28 protein-coding genes are annotated in these 22,878 nt (G+C 40.9%); 17 read left to right on the plus strand and 11 right to left on the minus strand.

What is annotated here, in order from left to right:
* Positions 1-136 precede the first annotated feature (136 nt).
* The gene (gene rmuC, locus ACSSVW_RS02600; protein ID WP_036972622.1) at positions 137-1,603 is read left to right on the plus strand and encodes a DNA recombination protein RmuC; all 1,467 of its coding nucleotides are present in this window, start codon (positions 137-139) and stop codon (positions 1,601-1,603) included.
* A gap of 59 nt (positions 1,604-1,662) precedes the next feature.
* Here the strand turns inward: rmuC and ACSSVW_RS02605 are convergent, their stop codons facing one another.
* The gene (locus ACSSVW_RS02605; RefSeq protein ID WP_074988395.1) at positions 1,663-2,367 is read right to left on the minus strand and encodes a hypothetical protein; all 705 of its coding nucleotides are present in this window, start codon (positions 2,365-2,367) and stop codon (positions 1,663-1,665) included.
* A gap of 125 nt (positions 2,368-2,492) precedes the next feature.
* On the opposite strand from ACSSVW_RS02605, the gene ACSSVW_RS02610 reads away from it, so the two are divergent.
* Positions 2,493-3,062, plus strand: a complete 570-nt coding sequence (locus tag ACSSVW_RS02610; protein WP_304634167.1) for a DJ-1/PfpI family protein — start codon at positions 2,493-2,495, stop codon at positions 3,060-3,062.
* Here ACSSVW_RS02610 and ACSSVW_RS02615 read toward each other — a convergent pair.
* Positions 3,057-3,941, minus strand: coding sequence for a LysR family transcriptional regulator (locus ACSSVW_RS02615; protein WP_421420615.1), 885 nt, complete (start codon positions 3,939-3,941; stop codon positions 3,057-3,059). The two genes, ACSSVW_RS02610 and ACSSVW_RS02615, sit on opposite strands and share 6 nt — an antisense overlap.
* A gap of 94 nt (positions 3,942-4,035) precedes the next feature.
* Here ACSSVW_RS02615 and ACSSVW_RS02620 point away from each other — a divergent pair, with 94 nt between their 5' ends.
* The 4 genes from ACSSVW_RS02620 (at position 4,036) to ACSSVW_RS02635 (ending at position 8,495) form a co-directional block, all read left to right on the plus strand.
* Positions 4,036-4,524, plus strand: coding sequence for a DUF2938 domain-containing protein (locus tag ACSSVW_RS02620; RefSeq protein WP_075593361.1), 489 nt, complete (start codon positions 4,036-4,038; stop codon positions 4,522-4,524).
* Between the two features lie 9 nt (positions 4,525-4,533).
* Positions 4,534-5,166, plus strand: a complete 633-nt coding sequence (gene tmpT, locus ACSSVW_RS02625; RefSeq protein WP_036972616.1) for a thiopurine S-methyltransferase — start codon at positions 4,534-4,536, stop codon at positions 5,164-5,166.
* A gap of 112 nt (positions 5,167-5,278) precedes the next feature.
* The gene (locus ACSSVW_RS02630; RefSeq protein WP_454178779.1) at positions 5,279-6,079 is read left to right on the plus strand and encodes a DODA-type extradiol aromatic ring-opening family dioxygenase; all 801 of its coding nucleotides are present in this window, start codon (positions 5,279-5,281) and stop codon (positions 6,077-6,079) included.
* 88 nt (positions 6,080-6,167) lie between these two features.
* Entirely contained in the window at positions 6,168-8,495 is a 2,328-nt protein-coding gene (locus tag ACSSVW_RS02635) for a S9 family peptidase (protein ID WP_454178780.1), read from the plus strand.
* An 89-nt stretch (positions 8,496-8,584) separates the two neighbouring features.
* On the opposite strand, the gene ACSSVW_RS02640 is transcribed toward ACSSVW_RS02635, so the two are convergent.
* Positions 8,585-9,433: a LysR family transcriptional regulator gene (locus tag ACSSVW_RS02640; protein WP_421420621.1), complete on the minus strand. Its 849-nt coding sequence runs from the start codon at positions 9,431-9,433 to the stop codon at positions 8,585-8,587.
* A gap of 118 nt (positions 9,434-9,551) precedes the next feature.
* On the opposite strand from ACSSVW_RS02640, the gene ACSSVW_RS02645 reads away from it, so the two are divergent.
* Positions 9,552-10,214, plus strand: coding sequence for an FMN-dependent NADH-azoreductase (locus ACSSVW_RS02645; RefSeq protein WP_454178781.1), 663 nt, complete (start codon positions 9,552-9,554; stop codon positions 10,212-10,214).
* A gap of 70 nt (positions 10,215-10,284) precedes the next feature.
* Here the strand turns inward: ACSSVW_RS02645 and ACSSVW_RS02650 are convergent, their stop codons facing one another.
* Positions 10,285-10,743 (minus strand): GyrI-like domain-containing protein, encoded by a 459-nt coding sequence (locus ACSSVW_RS02650; RefSeq protein WP_421420624.1) that lies wholly within the window; start codon positions 10,741-10,743, stop codon positions 10,285-10,287.
* A gap of 190 nt (positions 10,744-10,933) precedes the next feature.
* On the opposite strand from ACSSVW_RS02650, the gene ACSSVW_RS02655 reads away from it, so the two are divergent.
* The 6 genes from ACSSVW_RS02655 (at position 10,934) to ACSSVW_RS02680 (ending at position 15,627) form a co-directional block, all read left to right on the plus strand.
* The gene (locus ACSSVW_RS02655; protein WP_036972611.1) at positions 10,934-11,560 is read left to right on the plus strand and encodes a fused MFS/spermidine synthase; all 627 of its coding nucleotides are present in this window, start codon (positions 10,934-10,936) and stop codon (positions 11,558-11,560) included.
* The gene (locus ACSSVW_RS02660) at positions 11,545-12,432 is read left to right on the plus strand and encodes a spermidine synthase (RefSeq protein WP_421420627.1); all 888 of its coding nucleotides are present in this window, start codon (positions 11,545-11,547) and stop codon (positions 12,430-12,432) included. Before ACSSVW_RS02655 ends, ACSSVW_RS02660 begins: the two co-directional genes overlap by 16 nt.
* On the plus strand, positions 12,429-12,905 hold the full coding sequence (locus ACSSVW_RS02665) for a TlpA disulfide reductase family protein (protein ID WP_421420630.1): 477 nt from the start codon (positions 12,429-12,431) through the stop codon (positions 12,903-12,905). Before ACSSVW_RS02660 ends, ACSSVW_RS02665 begins: the two co-directional genes overlap by 4 nt.
* A gap of 131 nt (positions 12,906-13,036) precedes the next feature.
* Positions 13,037-13,513, plus strand: coding sequence for a MarR family winged helix-turn-helix transcriptional regulator (locus tag ACSSVW_RS02670; RefSeq protein ID WP_036972607.1), 477 nt, complete (start codon positions 13,037-13,039; stop codon positions 13,511-13,513).
* A gap of 4 nt (positions 13,514-13,517) precedes the next feature.
* Entirely contained in the window at positions 13,518-14,579 is a 1,062-nt protein-coding gene (locus ACSSVW_RS02675) for an HlyD family secretion protein (RefSeq protein WP_065979205.1), read from the plus strand.
* A 13-nt stretch (positions 14,580-14,592) separates the two neighbouring features.
* Positions 14,593-15,627, plus strand: a complete 1,035-nt coding sequence (locus ACSSVW_RS02680; RefSeq protein WP_036972605.1) for a DUF2955 domain-containing protein — start codon at positions 14,593-14,595, stop codon at positions 15,625-15,627.
* Between the two features lie 30 nt (positions 15,628-15,657).
* On the opposite strand, the gene ACSSVW_RS02685 is transcribed toward ACSSVW_RS02680, so the two are convergent.
* Both ACSSVW_RS02685 and arfB read right to left on the minus strand, forming a co-directional pair.
* The gene (locus ACSSVW_RS02685) at positions 15,658-15,981 is read right to left on the minus strand and encodes a hypothetical protein (protein ID WP_036972603.1); all 324 of its coding nucleotides are present in this window, start codon (positions 15,979-15,981) and stop codon (positions 15,658-15,660) included.
* Between the two features lie 133 nt (positions 15,982-16,114).
* Entirely contained in the window at positions 16,115-16,528 is a 414-nt protein-coding gene (gene arfB / locus ACSSVW_RS02690; RefSeq protein ID WP_065979207.1) for an alternative ribosome rescue aminoacyl-tRNA hydrolase ArfB, read from the minus strand.
* A gap of 111 nt (positions 16,529-16,639) precedes the next feature.
* On the opposite strand from arfB, the gene ACSSVW_RS02695 reads away from it, so the two are divergent.
* Positions 16,640-17,200: a short-chain dehydrogenase gene (locus tag ACSSVW_RS02695; protein ID WP_454178816.1), complete on the plus strand. Its 561-nt coding sequence runs from the start codon at positions 16,640-16,642 to the stop codon at positions 17,198-17,200.
* 45 nt (positions 17,201-17,245) lie between these two features.
* Here ACSSVW_RS02695 and ACSSVW_RS02700 read toward each other — a convergent pair whose 3' ends face one another.
* From ACSSVW_RS02700 to ACSSVW_RS02715, 4 genes are read right to left on the minus strand one after another with little or no spacing between them, the layout of a single operon-like run.
* Complete coding sequence (locus ACSSVW_RS02700) at positions 17,246-17,980, minus strand: phytanoyl-CoA dioxygenase family protein (protein ID WP_421420635.1); 735 nt, start codon at positions 17,978-17,980, stop codon at positions 17,246-17,248.
* Positions 17,981-17,984: 4 nt separating this feature from the next.
* Complete coding sequence (locus ACSSVW_RS02705) at positions 17,985-18,566, minus strand: uracil-DNA glycosylase family protein (protein ID WP_421420637.1); 582 nt, start codon at positions 18,564-18,566, stop codon at positions 17,985-17,987.
* Positions 18,567-18,585: 19 nt separating this feature from the next.
* Complete coding sequence (locus ACSSVW_RS02710) at positions 18,586-18,948, minus strand: VOC family protein (protein ID WP_036972597.1); 363 nt, start codon at positions 18,946-18,948, stop codon at positions 18,586-18,588.
* Between the two features lie 9 nt (positions 18,949-18,957).
* Complete coding sequence (locus ACSSVW_RS02715; RefSeq protein ID WP_065979210.1) at positions 18,958-19,650, minus strand: aspartate/glutamate racemase family protein; 693 nt, start codon at positions 19,648-19,650, stop codon at positions 18,958-18,960.
* Positions 19,651-19,856: 206 nt separating this feature from the next.
* On the opposite strand from ACSSVW_RS02715, the gene ACSSVW_RS02720 reads away from it, so the two are divergent.
* Genes ACSSVW_RS02720 through ACSSVW_RS02730 form a run of 3 tightly spaced genes read left to right on the plus strand, consistent with a single transcriptional unit; the run spans position 19,857 to position 22,128 of the window.
* The gene (locus ACSSVW_RS02720) at positions 19,857-20,198 is read left to right on the plus strand and encodes a hypothetical protein (RefSeq protein ID WP_036972593.1); all 342 of its coding nucleotides are present in this window, start codon (positions 19,857-19,859) and stop codon (positions 20,196-20,198) included.
* Complete coding sequence (locus ACSSVW_RS02725) at positions 20,195-21,796, plus strand: PepSY-associated TM helix domain-containing protein (protein WP_454178782.1); 1,602 nt, start codon at positions 20,195-20,197, stop codon at positions 21,794-21,796. The genes ACSSVW_RS02720 and ACSSVW_RS02725 overlap by 4 nt, the downstream gene beginning before the upstream one ends.
* Entirely contained in the window at positions 21,793-22,128 is a 336-nt protein-coding gene (locus ACSSVW_RS02730; RefSeq protein ID WP_036972590.1) for a DUF3325 domain-containing protein, read from the plus strand. The genes ACSSVW_RS02725 and ACSSVW_RS02730 overlap by 4 nt, the downstream gene beginning before the upstream one ends.
* A 174-nt stretch (positions 22,129-22,302) precedes the next feature.
* Here ACSSVW_RS02730 and ACSSVW_RS02735 read toward each other — a convergent pair whose 3' ends face one another.
* A complete protein-coding gene (locus ACSSVW_RS02735) occupies positions 22,303-22,836 on the minus strand; it encodes a lipocalin family protein (protein ID WP_254369141.1) in 534 nt (177 codons plus the stop codon).
* Positions 22,837-22,878: the final 42 nt, after the last annotated feature.

The following is a 22,878-nucleotide window of genomic DNA, read 5'->3' on the forward strand; positions in this document are numbered from 1 at the left end:
ATTTCCCATTTGGTTACTAAATTTAGTAATGTTAGAGCCAGCTCACCTTGAGCTGGCTTTTTTTATGCCTACTCCCCTACTCTGCTGTCATGTAATTCGTTATGATGAAGTGTCTTTAAGTTATTGAGTTTTCATTATGATTACAGAGCTATTAGGCCACATTGATTGGCTTCAGATTGCAAGCGGTTGTGCACTAGGAGTATTGGCTGCAGGTACTGTGCTTTCGTTGCAAAAGAGTCGCTTAAAAAGCCAGTTAGTCGCACTGGAAAATAGCCATCAGTTGCAGCAGAATCAATTAGAGCAGAAGCTACAACAGTTACAAGAAAGTCAGTTAACACTGTCGCAGTTACAGCAAGATTACGCAGAGCAACGTGATGAATCTCAACACTTTAAAACCCGCTTTGTCGAGCAAGAAAAGCAAGCGCAGCAATTTAATCAATTTTGGCGACGAGTTGAAGCAGAACTCGCTGACACCAAAGCAATGCTAAATCAACGCGATGTCGATTTAAGTACTTTACGCAGCACCTTAGAACAAAAAGAACTGCACTTTAAAGAACAACTTAATCATATAAAAGACAGTAAAGAACAGCTCAAAAAAGAGTTTGAAAACCTAGCAAATCAAATTCTTGAAGAAAAATCACAACGATTTAAAACGCTCAACCAAGAAAGTATTGAACAGTTATTAAAGCCCGTTCAAGGTGAGTTAAAAGGCTTCCGCGATAAAATGGAGCTAATTCATGTTGAAGACTTAAAACAACGTGCCGCATTAAAAACTGAGCTTTTACATTTACAGGCAAAAAGCCAGGCCATAACAGAACAAGCAGACAGGCTCAGTACCGCTTTGCAGGGGCAAAAGAAAACACAAGGTAATTGGGGCGAGTTAATGCTCGAAAACGTCTTAGACAGCGCAGGGCTTCGCGCAGGAATCGATTATGAGCGAGAAGTGTCATTCAATACTGAAGACGGGCGTCTGCGCCCCGATGTTGTGGTTTATTTACCTCAAGAACGACATTTAGTGATCGACGCTAAAACCTCGCTCAATGCGTATACACGCTACGTTAATGCCGACAATGAGCTTGAAGCACAACAAGCACTAAAGGAGCATGTGACTGCGGTGCAATCGCGTATCAATGAATTGGCCAGTAAGGCATACGACAGACTCCCAGGAATTAACTCCCCCGAGGTGGTCGTCATGTTTGTCCCCATTGAGTCTGCATTTGTTGAAGCGCTTAAATATCAGAGTGATATATATCAGCAAGCGATCGAAAAGAATATTTTGGTGGCGACACCAACAACCCTGCTAACCAGTTTAAATATTGTGAAGCAACTGTGGCGATTTGAAGAGCAAACAAAATACTCAAAAGAATTGGCCGCCCGCGCTGAGCGCTTTTACAACAAACTTAATGGCTTTTTAACCAGTATGGAAGGCGTTGGTAAACAGCTCGATCGAGCTAAAGAAAGCTATGATAAGGCCTTTTCACAACTTTATCGCGGAAAAGGAAACTTAATTAAGCAAGCGTCGGAGTTTAAAGAGTTGGGTGTATCTGTGCAAAAAGAGCTCCCGAGTGACAGTGTCGAGAGAGCGCAGTTAGAACTCGATTAATCCCGTAAATATCCCGCACGTATACGTTTGTGAAAGCCAACAGCATGTTGGCTTTTTAGTTAGTTGATTAGCTCTGCCGAGACGATTCTGTTCAGCATTAAAAAATGGCTAAGCACAGCCTCTTCAAGCTCAAAGATCTGCACTACTTTTTCACCCTTGGTAGATAGCCCAGTTTGCTCCCCCTCAAACTGTATATGCAAACCGAGGCGTTTTAATGTGTTTACATCATAACTGTATATCGGGGCATCACGTTTTTCGGTTATGCCAGGCATCATCCCAATAATGGTTATCGCCTGTTCTACATTAATCGTTTCAAAAAATTGTTTTTCTGCTTCTTGCCACTTTGCAATGTAATTTGTTATTTGCGTATTTTTCTCCATTGGCACATATAACGGTTGCAAAGCTCCTCCATGCCAGCCAATGATCCCCTGCTCTTCAACGCGAACATCTGGGCTTGCCGTTATCACATAGTTTGCACATGATGAGGCGCACAATTCGCGTACGATCACTTTTAATTGATACTCGTGAACTAAGCCGCCTAAATGGAGACCAGCCATAACATCGCCGCCCTCACTGTTGATCACTAGGGTATCGATTTTGTTTTTGCTATTCACAAGCACGCTTTCGAACATTTCAACATTTTGTCTTGATGTCTCGCCTTGATACAAAACTGTACCTGGCGATATTTCACTGATTTCAGTGACGGTTTGCTCTGTTGATTTACACCCAACAAGCAGGCCACACAGTAATAATAATAAACGCATTAACAATGCCTTAAAGATTTATTTGTATACAGTACTAATTTAATAATATGTTATTAACGCTCTGCAAAAATGGCATAGTACGATTTTTTACTTGATAAATAAATCCACATATTAGGAACAATTGTATGAATATTGGGATCTACATTTATGATGATGCTGAAGTGCTTGATTTTTCGGGTCCGTTTGAAGTGTTCAGCACCGCAAAGCGTTTAGCCAAAAATGATTGGCAAGTAAGTTTAATTGCACAGACTAACGGCCCTGTGAATGCGCGTGGCGGATTCAGTGTAAACCCCCATTACAGCTTTGCTGATTGCCCAGAACTTGATGTGTTTATAGTGGTTGGTGGCGACCATACGCATGAGCTTGAAAAAAGCGCAGTGATTGAGTGGTTAACCCACACCGCATCAACAACAAAAAGGGTTGCGAGTGTCTGCACAGGCGCATTTTTGTTAGCTAAAACAGGGCTGTTATGCAAAAAAAATGTCACAACTCATTGGCAGGATCAAAGTGATCTCGCTGCTATGTTTAAAGACTTGACAGTGATTGCCAATAAACGTTGGGTAACCGATGGAAAATTTACAACGTCTGGTGGTATTTCTGCAGGCATTGATATGAGCTTAGCGTTAGTGGCAGAGCTGATAAATAAAGAGCACGCTTTATTAACAGCAAAACAAATGGAATACGCATGGCTATAGTGTTTCAGAAATAAACTGTGTTACGAACTGTTTTAGACAAACCGCTTTTTTACTAAGTAATCGCCCGCTTGGCCAAATTGCATATATCTCTCTGTTTTCACCACGCCATAAAGGGAGCACTTGCTTGAGCTGCCCACTTTTAAGCTCATCAATAATCTCAAAGCGTGGTAACAACGCTACACCTTGGCCATCACAGACTAAGTATTTCACAAACCCGGTGTCGTTAAATGTGCTAGCAAACCGGCACATGTAAGTCTGTGTTTCGCCTGTTTTTAGGTTGTTTAGTTGCCATTTATTTCTGAGCGTCGTGCCTATAAGCCGGTGTTGCCTTAAATCTGCTGGGGTACTGAGTGAGGGAGCGTCACTTAAATAGCGCTCTGTCGAGACAAATAATGTATCGACACTGCCTAGTTTCTTTTGTTGGTAGTGTGAATCAGTTTGCGGACCAATACGAATAGCGATATCTGCTTGGTTTTTACTGAGATCGTCACGTTGGTTGTTTAGCAGTAACTCAAGTTGAATTTCTGGGTAGTGTTTCGTGAAGGCAAGCCACATAGGTTTTAAAAATCCATGGCTAATATTCAGGGGTGCGAGTACTTTTAGCTTGCCCGTTAATTTCGCTTTTTGATCGTTTAATTGATGGTGAGTCTGCTCAAATTGCTCCACTAACTCTACGTAGCTTTGAAAGTACACTTCGCCAACGTGAGTTAATGTGCATTGCCTTGCAGTACGATTTAATAGTTTTTCACCAACGCGCTGTTCAAGCCGTTGTAATCGCCTTGAAACTGTTGCTGCTGGTACAGATAGGTAATCGGCTGCTGCTGTAACTCCGCCTTGTTTAACGATATGTATGAACAGTGCAATGTCATCAATCATCATTTCATTTATGCAATCATAGTTTGTTTATATTGTTGTTTTTAGCATTTTTGTAATTGTTTATCATGTTTTTTATGATTCACTACTTGGTATAAATATGACCTTCCTTCAATTTATTCAGGCGATAGTTATTGGCCTTGTTGCCACGCTTTCAATTGATATATGGAGTTATTTTTTTAAAAAGTGCTTTAACCAGACTACATTAAACTTTTGCTTTGTTGGGCGTTGGGCCCTTACTATGGCATCGGGGCAATTTAAACATGTCGATATTGCTGCCAGTGAAGCTAAAGAACGCGAATGTGTTGTTGGTTGGATTTTGCATTACATCATCGGCGCCCTATTTTCTCTGTTTTTTGTGTTATTAATTGGTAAGGAATGGATGACTTCACCGCTATTTTTACCTGCCTGTTTATTCGGATTGTTCAGCACGGTCATGCCATTTTTTGTTATGCAACCTGCTTTAGGATTAGGAGTTATGGCTGTTAATACAGCTAAGCCAAACCAAGCACGTTTGAAAACTCTCACCACCCATTTACTATTTGGTGTAGGGTTATATTTATCAGCTCAATTTGTGTTGTTTATTTAGGAGTTATTGATGGACGCAAAACATTGGCATAATCGTTGGGAAAATAATGAAATAGGATTTCATGAAGGGGATGTTAATCGTTACCTGGATCAGTATTTTACCAACTTGAGTTTGCAACCTGGCGATACCGTATTTGTGCCTCTATGTGGCAAAACGCACGATATTCATTTTTTGTTAGCCAGCGGCATGAAAGTTGTGGGCGCTGAGTTAAGTGAAATTGCAATTAAGCAGCTTTTTCAAGAATTAAACCTCACACCAGAGATTACTAACCATGGCACACTAACGTGTTATCAGAGCGCTAATTTAACTGTGTGGGTGGGAGATATATTTACATTGACTCCTGAACAACTTGGTACGGTAAACGCTGTGTATGATAGAGCGGCATTAGTGGCATTGCCATTATCAATGCGAGTACGTTACACGCAACACATTTTACAGTTAGCCAATAAAGCGCAGCAATTGGTTGTGGTGTTTGAGTATCAACAGAGTGAGTTTTCAGGTCCTCCATTTAACGTTACTGCCAACGAGCTTCATCAGCATTACGACGCGTATTATCAATTAACCTTACTTTGTCGAGAGCCATTAGAAGGGGGGCTTAAAGGGAAAATACCCGCAATGAATGCTGCATGGTTGTTAAGTTAGTACTTACAAACTTTTGGTGTGTAAAATCACACCTAAGCTGTGCATTTATGTGGCTGGCTATTGCACCTCTGTGCGTGCACTATACATAACAACGTAAGTAAGGAGCCCGTTTATGCAAAAGCCACGCGTCTTTTTTGTTTCTCATGGTGGCGGCCCAATGCCGCTATTAGGCGATGCCAGTCATGCTGATATGGTTACCTGTTTGCAATCTGTTGCAGCAAAAATTAAAAAGCCATCAGCTATTTTGATGATCAGTGCCCATTGGGAAGCCAACCCAATAAATATTACCTCTTCCGCTGCGCCTGAGCTTATATATGATTATTATGGATTTTCGGATTCTGCATATTCTATAGAATACCCATGTCCCGGTGAGCCAGCGCTTGCTGAGCAAGTTCATCAAGCACTCACAACTGCACATATTGACAGTGAGTTGAACCCCACTCGAGGCTTCGACCATGGCATGTATGTCCCTTTGAAGATAATGTACCCAGACGCAGATATACCTTGCGTGCAGTTGTCGTTGCACCCTAGCCTATTACCAAACGTGCATCTAGCAATAGGCGAAGCGCTGCAAAACCTGCATTACGACAACCTATTGATTATAGGCTCAGGGTTTACTTTCCATAATATGCGCGCTTTTTTTACACCGAAAACAGCCGAAATCAAAATGCAAAATCTCGCTTTTGAGCAGTGGCTTGTTGATGTGTGCGGTAATACATCGCTTACAGAACAACAGCGTCACGCTAAGTTATTAGAATGGCAAATGGCGCCAGCAGCACGCTTTAATCATCCTCGTGAGGAGCATTTGTTACCACTGCATGTGTGTTACGGAGCCGCTAGTCGACCATGTAGTGATATATATGAACTGCGTATTGCTAATAAACATGCCAGTATGTTTTTGTGGGATGATTAAGTTCAACCCCCCTGTTTATACGATAAAAACTCAGATTTTATTAACTTATTTTGCTACGCTAGGTTAGTTAAAACCAAGGGATAACAAAATGAACTTAATAAAAACATCAGCCCTCGCGTTTGCCGTTGTTGCAGGTTTGGGACTACAAGCATGCTCAAGTACTGAGCAAGCCAATACAACCACAACAGTGAGCGCAAACTCTAATCCTCTTTCGCTTGAGCAAATATACAAAGACAAAGACTTTAAAGCACAACGTAGCACCTATTTCACATGGCTCGACGACGGCACGGGTTACACAGTGCTTGAAGAGCGTGAAAGCGATAAAAACAAACAAGACGATAAAGCCAAAGACGATGAACATGGTGTAAAAGGCAACGACATTGTTTTTTATAATGCCGATGGTACAAATCGAAAAGTGCTTGTTAGCTACGAAAAACTGATCCCAGAAGGCGAAAAAGAGCCGTTAACCGTTGAAAGTTATCAGTGGTCAAAAGATGGCAAGTGGCTGATGGTGTTTACCAATGGTGAGCAAGTTTGGCGTTCACGTAGCCGTGGTGACTTTTGGCTTTTAAACCTAGAGACAGACTCGCTGTATCAATTAGGTGGTGAAAACGTTGAAGCTAAAAAATTAATGTTCGCAAAGTTCTCACCAGATAGCTCTAAAGTGGCCTATGTGCGTGATAACAATATCTACATGGAAAAAGTAGGCAGCAAAGCGGTTACTGCATTAACTACCGATGGCAATGACACCCTCGTTAACGGTAACTTTGACTGGGTATACGAAGAAGAGTTTACTATTCGAGATGGATTCCGTTGGAGCCCTGACAATAAATCTATCGCTTATTGGCAGCTTGATACCAGTGATGTGAAATATTTCACTATGATCAATAACACCGACGAGCTTTATCCGACACTCAAAGAGTTTCCGTATCCAAAAGCGGGCGAAATGAACTCTGCCGTAAAAGTCGGTGTGGTAAGCTTAAGTGATAAAAAAACGCGTTGGGCAGAACTGGGTGGCGATAACCGTGACCGTTATATCCCACGTATTAGCTGGGCTGGCACGGGAGAGTCATTAATGATTCAAGATCTTAATCGCCCGCAAAGTCACAACAAAGTGTGGTTATTTGATTGGAAAAAGCAACAGCTAACTAAAATTCTTGAAGACAAAGACGATGCATTCATCGAGTGGTTCTATAAAGCTAACTGGTCAAAAGATGGCACATTCTTTATTTGGCACAGTGAGCGAGATGGATGGCGTCATCTTTATCGTGTTTCTCGTGATGGCAAAAGTATCATTGATTTATCGCCTGGCGAATACGACATTATTGATATGTTGGCGTTAAACGAAGATAAAAATGTGATGTATTTCACAGCTTCACCTGATGATCCGGGCCAGCGTTATTTATTTCGTACATCGCTTGATGGAAGCACAAAACCGATGCGTGTAACGCCAGAGTCATTTGATGGCTCTAATAGCTACTACATGTCGAAAGACACCTCATGGGCAATGCATACCTACTCTAAGTTTGGCACACCCCCCATGAAAGAAATCATCAAAGTAAGTGATCACAGCAATGTGAAAACCTTAGTTGAGAATAAAGCGCTAAAAGAAAAGCTTACAACTGAACAATTACCAACACACGAGTTCTTTACAGTAAATGCCCGCGATGGTGTTGAGCTTGATGGTTACATTATGTTCCCTGCTAATATGGATAACAGCAAAAAGTACCCTATCGTATTTTATGTATACGGTGAGCCATGGGGTTCTACAGTTCAAGACCGCTGGGAAGGCAACAGTTACTTGTATAAGTCGTACTTAACACAACAAGGCTTTATTGTTGCCTCGGTTGATAATCGCGGTACACGTGCGCCGAAAGGCCGAGATTGGCGTAAATCAATCTACAAAAAAATTGGCTCAATCACTGTGCGTGACCAAGTGGATGCACTTGATGCAATGGCAAAGCGCTGGGATGTAATTGATACTGACCGTGTTGGCGTATGGGGTCACTCAGGAGGCGGCAGCTCAACACTTAACTTGTTATTCCGCCATGGCGACAAGTACAAAGTGGGCATTGCTTCAGCCCCAGTCCCTGATATTCGCTTGTACGACACCATCTATCAAGAGCGTTATGCTGGTAATCCAAATACGGATCCTGAAAGTTACGACAATACCTCGCCAATTACTTTTGCCAAAGACTTGCAAGGTAAATTGTTGCTGATCCACGGCACTGGCGATGACAACGTGCATTACCAAGGTTCAGAACGTTTAATTAACGAATTAGTTAAGCACAATAAACAGTTCGAGTTTTTCTCATACCCGAACCGCTCTCACAGCCTGCGTGAAGGTGAAGGCACGACTCTGCATTATCACACGATGATGGCTAACTTCTTTGAAAAGCATTTACTCAAGCCGTAATTCAGCTTTTAGTAAAAGCCGCAGCTTAATAACTTAAACTGCGGCTTTTTTATGCAAGCTGTAAACCCCCGTTACAGATTACTAAATGTTTAATTTAATAATCGCTCTAACCACTCAATTACGGTTTTATGTGTGTTTGTCTCAAAGCGAGACTTATCGGGTATGTAATAACAAAGCTGTGATTCTACAGCATGGCTCTTAAAGTGTGTGAGTAACCCTGCATCAACATAGGGTTTGACCAACGTGTTTGAGCAAAATACAGCGCCATTATTTGCCAATGCTTGTTGAATACCAAATAACTCCTGATCAAACGACTTAATCTCGAACTGCGATGAGCTTTGGTTGTTTTTAGTCAGCCACTCAGTGAGAGGAGGCGCTGCTAATGCGTTGTTTTTCCATTGACTAGTGTACAAAGTAACGTGCCCATTTAGCCAAGGCGCGCGCTGGTGCGTGCTTGCAGCAAAGACATTAAAAGCCTCATATTTTATGATATCAGCTTCGTTGATTTCTTCTTTATTCCCAAGTCTAACGGGTAAAGTATGCAATTGTTTATCCAGCGCTTCACTGGTTGATATATCGAGCGTTAATTGTGGATACTGCGTGTTTAGCGTATGTAAAGCGGGTATTAGCCTCATTGCGGCAAGTGATGAGGTGGTTGTTATCCGAATGTGGTTCTTTGCTTGGCTTAGCGTGTCTAGCGCATCAAAAATTAGTTTAAACCCTTTTGAAGTGCTCAGGCTCAAGTATTCACCCGTTTCAGTTAAGGTGATTTTTCTTACTTCACGATGAAATAAATCGGTGTTTAAACGACTTTCGAGGTTACTTATATGATGTGAAACCGCGGTGGGCGTAATCGCAAGTTCTGCTGCTGCAGCTTTAAAACTGCCCAAACGCGCAGCCGACTCAAAGGCTTTTAAGGATTGTAATGATACTTGCATAAAAAACTCTCGCAGATTTATAGCTGAGTATAACTTACTTATAGTGAATTTTAACTCGTTTGTTAAAACGCCTCAATTTATTGATGATACCCATACATTAACTAATGAGGTTTTACTTATGACTACCCTTCTACATATTGATGCTAGCGTACGTGCGGCAAAAAATGATAATTCAAGCCATGATTCAATTTCAAAGAATATTGCTAAACATTTTATAAGCTGCTTACAAAATACTAATGCAATAGCTGAGTATATCTATCGTGATGTAGGGATTCACCCGCCTTCTTTTATTACTCAAGCGTGGATAGGTGCTGTGTTCACACCGGCTAATAAGCAAACCATAGAACAACAAGCACTGCTTGCTGAGTCAGATGAACTTATTAGTGAAGTCGCTAAGGTCGACACTATCGTGATCTCAACTCCTATGTATAACTACGGTATGCCCGCGCAACTAAAAGCATGGTTTGATCAAATAGTTCGCATTAACAAAACTTTTGATTTTGACTTAGGACGTGGTGATTTTCCTTTAAAACCGCTGCTAAATGGTAAACGCTTAGTGATCATTACCTCTACAGGCGAGTTTGGCTTCGAGCAAGGTGGGATACGCGAGCATATGAGCCATTTAGTGCCTCATCTACGCACATTGAGTCTGTATTTAGGCGTTGAGAAAATCGACGAAATTGCCAGTGAATACCAAGAGTTTAATGATGAAAGGCATCAGCGTTCACTCACTAACGCCTATGCAAAAGCTGAACAAATAGCACTGAGTTTTTATAAATAGCCAGCGCCGCATTAAGCGGCGTATTTAGTCAATTTGTAATGGGGGTTTACACGCGTTGTTTAGTGCATTGCTATTCAACAGAAATAAACACCTCAACCTCATCGCTACTTTTATAAAACTCGTAGTCAGTTTTATAAGCGCGAATGTGTGGGCACTGCTCATTACTAAAGTATTGCCAAACTTGACCCCATATATCAATCACTGCGTGTGGCATACTTCCTTGACCACTAAAGCGAAGATAATGCCCTGCAGCCAGATCAACGGACTCTGTTTCTACCGTGTTTATCGGGGTATTAGTACAGGCATATACATCAAAGTCGCCGGTGACATCTGATTCGTAATGTGTATACACACCGTAAACCTGGCTTGTTGAGGTCAGTTCTGGTGCTATTTCGCTATAAAAACGTTGCCATAAATGCCCTATTTGAGCGCCCTCGCCACTCATTTCATTCGCGTTACACGTGCGCACTTTAAAACCTGAAAGTGATTTTATTTCGCTAACGTTGATTGAGGTAATGTGCTGTTCCATCGCTTGAATCCATTTTTAATTGCTCCCGATAAAATACCAGACGATGACCTAATTAGCCTCATTTTTTATAAAGGTTATTTAAAAAGGTATTTTTATCAATGCCCCTTTTATGGACAAAAAACAGTCATAGCATCGAGTTCATCATCAGGTTAAGATGGATTAAAACTATAACGAAATCAGCAGGTGTTTAATGAATAAAATCAATGCGCTTATCTACTTTTTAGCATTCAGTAGTGGCTTTTGTATAATGGGGATTGAATTACTCGGTGGGCGGATTTTAGCCCCATTTTTTGGTAGTAGTGTGCATATTTGGGGCAGTATTATTACTGTGTTTATGTTGAGCTTATCAATTGGTTATTTGCTTGGCGGTAAACTTTCTACTCGCAACCCAACATTAACCAAATATGGCGCTATCTTTTTTATTGCCAGTATTATGGTGATACCAATAGTTATGTTTGCTGAGCCAATTATGGCTTTTATTTTCAGTCATATCGAAGACAGTCGTTACGGTTCTCTGCTTGCCTCAATGGCATTGTTTTTCATTCCAACTATTATTTTAGGCATGATCTCGCCATATTCGGTGCGGTTATTGGTTACCGATCATGAAAAAAGCGGACAAGTGGCTGGCGGGTTATATTTTGTGAGTACATTAGGCAGTGCGCTGGGCACTATTATCACTTCGTTTTATATGGTACTGGCATTTGATGTTAATGACATTATTAAAACATTTGCTGCTGTACTTGGTGCTTTGGGGTTACTTGCTATTGTTGTGAGTCAGCTTTCGGTTAAGGAGCGTGCTGTATGCTTAGAGTCTTAATATGGTTAGTGTTAATCATGCCATTCATTGCACAAAGCAAGGTAATACACAAAGAACGCTCTTTGTATCGCAACATTTTGGTCGAGAAAAATGCTGACTTACTGTGTTTAAAATTTAATGAAAAAACCCGTAAAAGTACGCAAAGTTGTATGTACCAAAGTGACCCTAAAAAGTTAGTGTTTAATTACACTAAAATGACCTTCGCAAGTTTATTATTTATTGATAATCCAAAGAATGTGCTCATTATTGGATTGGGGGGTGGCACACTTTCTAACACCATTTATGAACTCTACCCCAATGCACATATAGAAAATGTAGAAATTGACCCTGCGGTGATTAAAGTTGCACGCGATTATTTTGATTTTGTTGAAACCGACAGCGTGACATCAAAAGTGCAAGATGGACGCATTTTTATAAAACGCGCGGCATTAAAAAAGCAAAAGTACGACTGGATTATTCTCGATGCCTTTAACGGCGACTACATTCCTGAGCACTTACTTACAAAAGAGTTTTTTGCTGAAGTAAAAAGTGTTCTGACCAAAAACGGCGTTGTTGCCGCGAACACCTTTTCATCAAGTAAGCTTTATCAGCACGAGTCTGCAACCTATTTTGATGTCTTTGGTGATTTTGTAAATGTAGTGACAGATAAAGATTCTAACCGGATAATTTTAGCGGGTTTTCATGCCATGCCCACAGAGCAACAAATTGCTGAGCGGGTAAAGCGTTTAACGCCAAAATTAGCCCCTTATGATGTCGATATGCAGTTGCTTAGTGAGCACTTGTTTTATACTAAAGGCAACCAAGACTGGCCAAAAGACACCAAAGTCTTAACGGATCAATATTCACCAGCAAACTTGTTAAATTATCAATGATCAAACTCATCTTCTCTCTATTTCTTTTTGTTAGCTCTGCTGTGATAGCAGAGCAACCTGCATCGACAACAGTTTCACCCAGCCTGCAACAACTCGCAGCGTTACTCAGTCAAAATAAAGGAAAAGTGGTACTATTAGATTTTTGGGCGTCGTGGTGCAGCCCTTGTCGCCGCTCGTTTCCGTGGCTTATTGAAATGCAAAATACGTATCGTGAACAAGGATTGACGATTATTGCGGTTAACATTGATGTAGAGCGCGCGGATGCTGAGAAGTTTTTAACTGATTTTGCGGTTAATTTTAATATCATTTATGACCCCGATGCTGTCATAGGCAGGCAATATCAACTCAAAGGGATGCCCAGCAGCTTTTTAATTGATAAAGAAGGGATAGTCCGCTACCAACATACGGGCTTTGTAATTGATAAGTTAGACCAATATGAGCAGCATATTAAAACGTTAATCGAACCTTTGTGAACTGACAGGTTATTATTTTCGTTGTTTCGGTTTTTTCGATTAGTTCTATCTGTTTTATAAAATGCATTAATATTTACTTAGCATGCTAACTACATTAAAATAGTTAGCATGCTAAGTAAATGGAGTGCATTATGTCCTCTTCTATCCCCTTTCATGAAACTCTTGATCTAACCTTGTGCGGAAGCATGGGGCGTGTACATCGTTTATGCCGCGATGCCGTTACATTTGCGGTTGAGCCTTTAGGTTTAACGCAATCGCGCTGGACGGTAATGATTCATTTATTTCACTTGAATCAAGGCTGCACACAGCAGCAATTGGCGAGTAGTTTAGGCATTGAAATGCCGTCACTAACACGCACTATTAAGCAGCTTGAGCAGCAAGAGATTATTGTACGCAAGTCAGATACCGAGGATAAACGCAGTAAACGCCTTTATTTCACCGAACAAGGTCTACAATTATTAGACACCTTGCGCGTTATTATTGCTGATGTGAAACAACACTTGTATGCAAATTTAACCACTGAGCAGCTCGATACCATGGCGCATGGTCTTGTGCAAATGGAAATAAACGCGCGCCAGTGCATTAAGCAATATTCAGGAGATAAGTAAGTTTATGACACCGGATCAAAAATTTGCCCGTTATGTAAAAATCTCCTTAGCGGGTTTTATTGTTTTATTTCTTTATTTTGTGGTTGCTGATTTATTCATGCCTGTAACTCCGCAGGCACGCGTGTATCACCCTGTTGTACAGGTAACGCCACAAGTCAGTGGGCGTGTAACGGATGTGTTCGTAACCAATAACCAGTCGGTTGTGAAGCAACAACCATTATTTCATATTAATGATGAGCCTTTTAAGCTTGCCGTACAGCAAGCCGAACTTGCTTACGATGATGCAAAGTTGCAAAACCAACGCTTAGATAGCAGCGTTAAAGCGATTGAAGCACAATTAGCAGCGGCAGAGGCCAAGTTACATGAGCAAACCTTGTTGTTTGAACGCGGCGAATCACTCCTTAAAAAGCGCTCTATATCAGAGCAGGAATACGAAACGATTAATGCGAATTATCAGTCGAGTAAAGCGAATGTGGCAGCGATTGAAGCGCAACTGAGCGAAGCTAAATTAGCGCGTGGTAAAATGGGCGATGACAACCTAGCGCTTCGTCACGCCTTGAATCAACTAGAGCAAGCAAAGCTTAATTTGTCTTATACAAGTGTTACAGCAGAGACCGATGGTAAAGTGGCGAACTTGCAAGTTACGCCAGGTACTTATGCGAATAAAGGCCAGCCATTAATGGCGGTTGTGGCTAATAAAGCGGATCTTGTCGCTGATTTTCGCGAAAAATCACTCGTTCATGTGAAGGTTGGTAGCCGTGCAAAAGTCAGTTTTGATGCCCTACCCGGCAAGGTTTTTAATGCAAAAATTATCAGCTTTGAGGCCGGTGTGAGTGATGGTCAACTTAATGCTAATGGCTTATTAAGTGCCACTGAAAGTAGCAATCGCTGGGTCCGTGATGCACAGCGTCAGCGTATTCATCTGCAATTAGAGCAACACGACATGCTGGCTAAGTTTCCAAGTGGCGCACGAGCAACGGTGCAACTATTGCCTGAGTCAAGCATCGGTAGCTGGTTTGCGGGCATGCAAATCCGTTTGATCAGTGTTTTGCACTTTATATATTAAGGTTAAGTAAGTTATGTCAACACTGCAACTCGATGGGAATGGTTTGCGTCAAGCATTGCGTATTGCTACGGGCTCAGCATTAGGGTTTGCGCTTGCAAAGTTGATGAATTGGCCAAATGGGATCTTTTTTACTGTGTATCCTATGTTGTTGCTTGGCCTAGTACCTGTACTTAATATGCATATTATTCGTCAGTTTTATGCGGGTGCAGTATTCAGTGCATTGTTTGTACTTGTCGTTCAAGGTTTGCTTGCACATTTGCCTGTGGTCATGACGATGGTAAGTTTTTTGGCATTTGCTTTTTTGTTTTACCAAATGAGTCGTGGCGCTAACTTTTTATTTGGTGCAACAACGGTAGTCAGCCTCTCGATTCAATTGCACTTTTCAACCTACACAGGGGCAGGAGTCAGTATTTATCCGTTGATCATCAGCAATGCAGTCGCTGTTATTGTAACCGTTGTTTTTTCGGTACTGATGCATGGAATTTTTCCTGATGTTTCACCCCGCCAAGCTCGCGTAATGCCTGAAAAAGCCAAAGAAAGTGTTCGGCACGAAGTCTTGCTATGTTCAACCGTTGCGACTCTTTCTTTTATTGTTTTTCAGGTATTTGATTTACAAGACTCTATTTCTGCACAGGCGGCGTCGGTATTGATTTTGTTTTCTTTATGCTGGAAAGCGGCGGGAATGGCTGCATGGCAGCGTGCTATTGGTACATTAATTGGCTGCAATTTAGCACTTGTGGCGCAGTTATTTTTATACAATCACACTGATATATTAATTTTTCCTGCACTGATTTTATGGATTTTGACCTTTATATTTAGTCGCTATCATATTTTATCTGGCGGCATTCCAGGGGTTGGTTTTGGTATTATTACGACCTTTGGCATCTTGTTTGGTCAATCATTAGGGCCGGGTCAAGATCTGGTGTATAGCGCTTTATATCGCTTTTCATCGGTGTCGGTTGCAATACTATTAAGCTTGTGTGCTGTCTATATTATGCATCACATACTCAATCGATTTGAAATGACACGCCACCATACATTTGACTAGTGCATGCGGGCCTGGTGACAAAAAAGGGAGTTAATCAGAACTCCCTTTTTTATTATTATTTGTTTCGAAGATGGTTGGCAGCGACTTTAATAACTCATCTTGCTTAGCCATACTCATACTTTCTACACAGGTTTTTGATGCAACATCGGCAACCCATGCCCCCCATTGTGAACTACCGGGTTCTTCTCCTGGGGTTGCCCACCATCTGGCTTTATAGAGTATCTCGTTATAACAGGTTTCACTTCCTTGCGGATAAGCGCTTCCGGCTTGCCAAGAATCAACGGCAAAGCTGGTCATAGGCAAAACTGACAGCGTTATCATAGCAACGCCGATTAAGCATATTTTTTGGCCCATTTGCGGCTCCTTTCAAAAGTGAGATAGTATGATTATTATAGTCTTGGTAGGATTAACCATCAATTAACTTTGTTAACAAGTTACACTTCTTTACAGTTATGCTTATTATTGACACTATTGGATGATGATAAGGTTATAGGCTTATATTTTTTCTTAATGCTTTAGTTTGACCTCTCTTCGTTTTGCTATCCATGCGCTTGCGTTGTGAATTTCTTGATGGCTTGGTTGCACGACGCTTTTTTTGAACCTGTGTTGCACTGATAATTAACTCTTTCAAACGATTGAGTGCTTCTTCTTTATTCAGTTCTTGTGTACGATGACTTTGCGATTTAATGACAATAACTCCCTCTTTGGTCAACCGAGAGTCATTTAAATTGAGTAATCTTTGTTTGTAAAAGTCAGGCAGCTTTGAACGCTTTATATCAAAGCGTAGATGAATTGCACTGGCCACTTTATTTACATTTTGTCCGCCTGCACCCTGAGAGCGGATTGCACTAAAGTCGAGCTCCCATTCATCAATTGTTACAGTATTAGAAATAATTAACATTAGGTTCAGTTAGTTGTGCTAAAAACTGTATTGTAACACTTGTAATTAGCTGATCATAATAACTCGCTAAACAAGTCGGTTGTTATAAACTGGAAAAGAAAGGAAATCATGATGAAAGCACTAATTATTTCAATGAGTTTACTCGCGATGAGTTTTTCTAGCTTCGCACAAGATATTACCGAAAACCAACTACAAAGTTATATTAAAGCACTCCCCGCAGTTGTGAACTGGTCAAAAAATCAACCTGAGCTTGAAAGTGTAGACCTGGGTAACATGCTGGGTAGCACAGAAGGGGTAGACACTTCTGTGGTAATGAGCGCACTGGGTCACATTAAAGAACATGAGCTTTACACTGAATTTGCCGCCTTAACACAGCAGTATGGCTTTACGCCAGAGCAGCTTGTTACTGTGGGTTCTGAAGTTTCTATGGCCTATCTTGAAAATGTGAAGGCAACACTGTCACCAGAAAACCAAGCGCGAGTTAATCAAGCAATGAGTGGCTTACAAAGTTTAACTGCGTCTTCTGCAAGTTCTGGAACACGTTCAATGACCGGCGCCTTAGAGGGCGTGAAAGAAGCGAGTAATGCCCCCGTTGATGTTAGCGAAAACAACGTTAACTTGATTAAAGAATATATGCCGCAGTTAAAGCAGTTATTTGCGATGCTGCAATAGTATTAAATGCAATGCGAGAAAGCGGCTAATTAAGCCGCTTTTTTATTAAATAAAAACCGCAGGATTTTCCAATTTCTTAAGCTGAGCATCTGTCGGTAAAAGGTCCGTGTTTATAAATTGCTCCACGCTCTCATGGCGTTCAAAAAATAGAATATCGAATGAAAACCTATTGAGCCCATACAATCCTCGGTGAATCATATTGGCCGAAAAAATCAATAGATCACCTTTTTGTAGTGAGATAGTTTTACCGTGGATTAAAGAATCATAATTGTGAGCCCCTTGCAGCTCTAGCCTTACCGCTAATTCTTCTTCAGAATCCCAATTTTTATGACTCGCTGGTATTAACTCAATCCCATGTTCATCTTCAAATGCAATACGGCAATGCAGTACTTCAGGACCTGTTAGAGCTGATTGCTGTGCATTGATATCTAAATGATACTGCGAATCTCGGTGCCAATAATTATGTTGTTCTGGGTTGTAAGGATTAAAAAATAATTGGCTATTTAAAAACCTTGGTCTCGCGATGATTGAGGTAACCTGATTGAGCAATTGCGTTGAGTTTATAAAATGGAATAAGCTCAGTTTTTCATTTTCTGTTAACCATGGAGACGCTGTGAGTCCTGAACTATTAATAGCTTTAGTTTTATAAAAAAGAGAATTTTCGCGAAGCCAATTATTATGAAATTTATCTAAAATGGGGCGAATAGCAGATAAAGCAGAATCATTGTAAAGCCCCTTTACATGCATGTAACCGTGTTGCTTAAAAAAAGTATTTTCCATTGTGTTATCTATTAAGTAATGAACGTATTTGGCTACTCAGTTCAGGAAGCACTTTTTCTTCAAACCATGGATTTTTCTTTAACCAAATATTATTGCGTGGGCTTGGGTGTGGCAAAGGTAAATACTTAGGCCAATAATCACGCCACGATTTTACTAACTCTGTTAACGGCAACTGTTTGGTATGAGGTAAATGATACGCCTGTGCATACTTACCTAAAATGATAGTCAGCTCAACGTTGTTTAATTGGGCGAGGAGCTTTTCTCGCCAAGCAATAGCGCATTCCTTGCGCGGTGGTCGGTCGCCAGACTTACCTTTACCCGGATAGCAAAAGCCCATTGGTAAAATAGCGAAGTTTTGGGCATCGTAAAACTCGTCATCACTGACACCTAGCCAATTTCGTAATCGTTTTCCGCTGGCATCATTAAAGGGCACACCTGTTTCGTGAACTTTAACCCCGGGTGCTTGCCCCGCTATTAAAATGCGCGCATTGGCATTAAATTGAATAACGGGACGGGCTCCTAACGGTAACTCAGGTTCGCAGATCACGCATTTACTAACTTGTTCTAAGAGTGTTTGATGTTTCATTACTTAGTAAAAATCTGATCTATGCTTGTTTTGACCACACGGCAAGCTCGTTGCCACTGGGTTCTGTAAAGTGGAAGCGGCAACCTCCTGGGAAATCAAATAATGGTTTAATTATAACCCCGCCGTGGTTCTCAACTTGAGCTTGGGTTTCTTTAATATTGTTAGAGTAAAGTACCAATAACGCCCCGCCATTGCTCGTTAAACTGGTTAAGGGTGCTTGATAAAAGCCGCCATCAAGCCCTGCTGATTCACAGCTGAAGGCTGTATATTCGGGGCCATAGTCAGTAAATTTCCATTTAAATACCTGCTGGAAAAAAGTTTTGGTAGCGGTTAAATCTTTAGCGGCGAATTCTACATAATTTAGACTGTGGTGATTCGACATAATAGTCTCCTAGTTTATGCTGTGCTTAAGCGCCATTGAACAATGCAATGCGGTGCTATCAAATAACGGAATGGCGGTATCAGTGTGTTGAATTAGCAAGGCTATTTCGGTACAACCTAAAATGATTGCTTCTGCACCTTGTTGGTATAGTTGATTGATAATTCTCAAATAAGCGGCTTTAGAGTCTGGGTTTATGATACCTATACAGAGCTCTGTATAAATAATTTCATGGATCACCGCGCGTTCGTCTGGCTCAGGAATTAGCACTTCAATTCCAAATTTGTCACTGAGGCGCTGTGTATAAAAATCTTGCTCCATGGTAAATGACGTACCTAGTAATGCGACTTTTTTGTGTTTACTCGCTGTAAGCTGCTCTCCAACGGCATCGGCAATGTGTAAAAGAGGAATCGAGATAGCTGCTTGAACTTGCTCTGCAAGCTTATGCATGGTGTTAGTACAGATAAGCAAACAATCAGCACCCGCAGCCTCAACTTGCTGAGCCGCATTTATTAATATTTCTGCCATTTTAGGCCAGTTTTGCTGTTGTTGAAGCGTTGCTATTTCGGCAAAATCAAGGCTAACTAAGGCTATTTTTGCTGAATGTAAACCACCAAGCTTATCTTTAACTCCCTGATTTAAAAGTTGATAGTAGCTCTGTGTCGACTCCCAACTCATACCGCCAATTAATCCGATTGTTTGCATTATAACTCCTTCTGCTGTGTGCATAACACCATAGGCTATTGTGTAAAACAAAGCTAGCAGATCATTATTTTACTAACTATGAAATCGGGTTTTAAATCGTTCCTTTATAAAATACGGTTACGCAAATGATAATCACTATCTTTTTGGTTTTGTCACTATATAATAATGCGTTTTCTTCTCGTTTAACTTTTTTTTAAGGGATTATCATGCACTCTCAGTCCTTACAAGCTGGGCAAGCTAAAGAACCAAGAGGCGCTAAAAAACGTTCACAGAGCCTGTCATATCGTGTTGCTGTGTTTTTTCGTTTTGTTGCTGCCATCTTAGGGGGTTATGTTTTTACCAGTGTATTTATCTCATTACTGGCGGTTTTATTGCCGCTAAATAAACTCGACAGTGTGTTGTTGACCACAACCTTATCGGTCTTTTTTTATTGCTGCGTGTTCATATGGGTGTTTGCAGTTAAGTCACTGAAGGTCGTTTGGATCACCATTTTACTAACGACAAGTCTGCAATTATTCGTACTGGCTTTGATTAAGGGATGGCTATGAAAGAGAATTTCTTCCGTTCAATGACGTGGTTACACACGTGGGTAGGTTTATTAGTTTGCTGGCTTTTATTTTTAATTTTTTTCGCAGGCACGTTGAGCTTCTTTAAAGACGAAATTAGTTTTTGGGCTAAGCCTGAAATCCATCAAGTACGTCATCAAGAGCACCGTGTTGCTTCACAAGCAAAGCAAATTAACGATGTGTTTGCAGATTTACAGCAAAAAGCACCTAACTCTCTTTCGTGGCGTATAAACATGCCCGACTCGCGAAACCCCGTTTTAAGTTATGGCTATGCAGAACCTAAGCAACCAGGTCAACGTCGTGCTCCGTTTAATTACACTCATATAGACCCAAATACACTGGAACCAGTTCCTGAGCCACGTGATACAAAAGGCGGCAGCTTTTTTTATCGTCTGCATTTTGATTTGCATTATATAGATGTGTTTACTGCGCGTATTCTTGTTTGTTTAGCTTCAATGTTTATGTTGGTTGCGCTTGTCACGGGGGTCGTAATTCATAAGCGTATTTTTAAAGATATGTTTTCTTTTCGTCGTAATAAAGGCAGTAGAAGCTGGTTAGATGCGCATAACGTGTCGTCTGTTTTGGCGCTTCCTTTTCATATTATGATTACTTACACAGGTATCATCACACTGATTTTTATGTTGTTCCCTTACCCCGCAGAAACCGTGTATGAAGAGGGATTAAGTCAGATGTTTAATGAAGCCTTACCGGTCAATAAGCGCGCGGCGCCATCCGATGAACACCGCCCCATGGTGGCAATAAATCAGGTTTTAGATCAGATTTATACTAAGTACCCTAATGCCGATATAAGCCATGTATTCGTTCGTAATGCCAATACGGCGTCATCACAAATCGTTGTCTATCTGGCGACAGCTAAAGAGGTGGTCGATAATGGTCCTCGTTATTTATTTAATGGTGTAACAGGGCAAATAGACGCGCAATCAGGTGAAGACTGGAGTGCATCGGCACAATTTTACGACTCAATGACCGCGCTTCACAGTGGGCGATTAGCTGAGCCATTACTACGATGGCTGTACTTTTTATGTGGGGTTGCTGGCTGTGCCATGATTGCGACTGGTTGCATGATGTGGGCGAAGCGTTTAAGAGAGCGCATGAAGCCTGAACAATCAGCACACCGTGGCTTGAAGCTTGTTGAAACGTTAAATTTAGCTACATTAATGGGCTTGCCCTTTGCAACGTGTGCATTTTTTATCGCGAACCGATTACTACCTATAGAGTTAGCCGCACGTGCCGATAAAGAGGTTCTAGCCTTTTTCTTAGCGTGGTTATTCATTGCTGTTTTGGCTTTGTTTGGACGTACTCAGTCACATTGGCGCTTAGCTGCGTGGTTAAATGCGGTGGCATGTTTTTCAATCCCTTTAATTAATGCATTTACAACAGAGGGAAATTGGATCAGCTATTTACTAACTCAGCAATGGGCGCTATTTGGCATTGATAGTGCGTTTATCTGCGCTGGTTTGATGTTTATTGTTCAAAGCAGAAAAATACCTAGCCATGGCAACGTAAAAGAAAAAGGAAATTTATTTAAAAACAGGCAGTTAAAGGAGCAACAAGGATGATGGAATTACTGCAATTTAGTCTCTGCTTTTTAGCGTTTAATTGTTTTGCACTTGCAAAGTTTAATCATTTTCGCGATGTATTTAAAAAGAAACTTACTGAAAAACAGCGATATAGATTTTTAACGATTGGCTGGATCACTATTTTACTAAGTTTAGGACTGAGTGTGATGAGTGAAGGCGGATACGGCGCATTATTATTTTGTGGTTATATGGCGCTAAGTGTTCTTATGCTTATGATTTTATATAGTTTTACGGTCTCATGGGTAAAACACATCAGCGCAATAAATGTGTCTGTTTTGGTTTTAAGTGGGCTTTCAGTGATGATTTTCTAGTTAAGTTAGTAAAAAACTGATCTCAAAAAAAAAAGGGTAGGCAATGCCTACCCGAGCAGGGGATTAAATTGGGGATCACATGTCATGTTCAATTTAATGTCGCACAGTGTGCCTCTTTTCCATGACAATTGTGTTGCACATTCGTGATAGTTTAAAGACGCGTGTAAAGCCCCTTTACATCCCTTCATGCTCAACAAAAATAAGCTCGTCTGTTTTAAAGCCATATTGTCTGGCGGTATTTTTAAAGTCGTCTAGCTGCTCTTTAGTGACTGTCGGGGTTCTTGATAAAAACCATAAATACTCTTTGTTATAGCCAGTAATATACGCGTATTGATAGTTTTGCTTATCGAGCTCAAAAATGACATAGGAGCTGTAGAATGGGCCAAAAAATGAGACTTCTAAATGACCAATGTCATTTTTACCGGCAAACTTAGCCTTGCCCTCTGCTTGTTCCCACTTTTTATCTGAGGTGTTATAGCCTCTATTAATAACTTTAACAGTGCCATCAGAGTTGACTGAGTACTGTGCGGTTATCCCTTCTAAACCGCGTTCAAATGAATGATCAAGGCGCGCTATTTCGTACCATGTTCCGGTGTACTTATTTAGTTCAAAATCATTAACGGGTTTTATGTTGTCAGGCACTCCTGTACAAGCCGATAACAGGGTCGTAAAGAAAAGTAGAAATATAAATTTTATGCTGTTCTGCACACGCTCACTCCTTTTAAAATTAAAGAATTTAATACGTTAATA

It is taken from the genome of Pseudoalteromonas sp. MBR-15 (assembly GCF_053628915.1).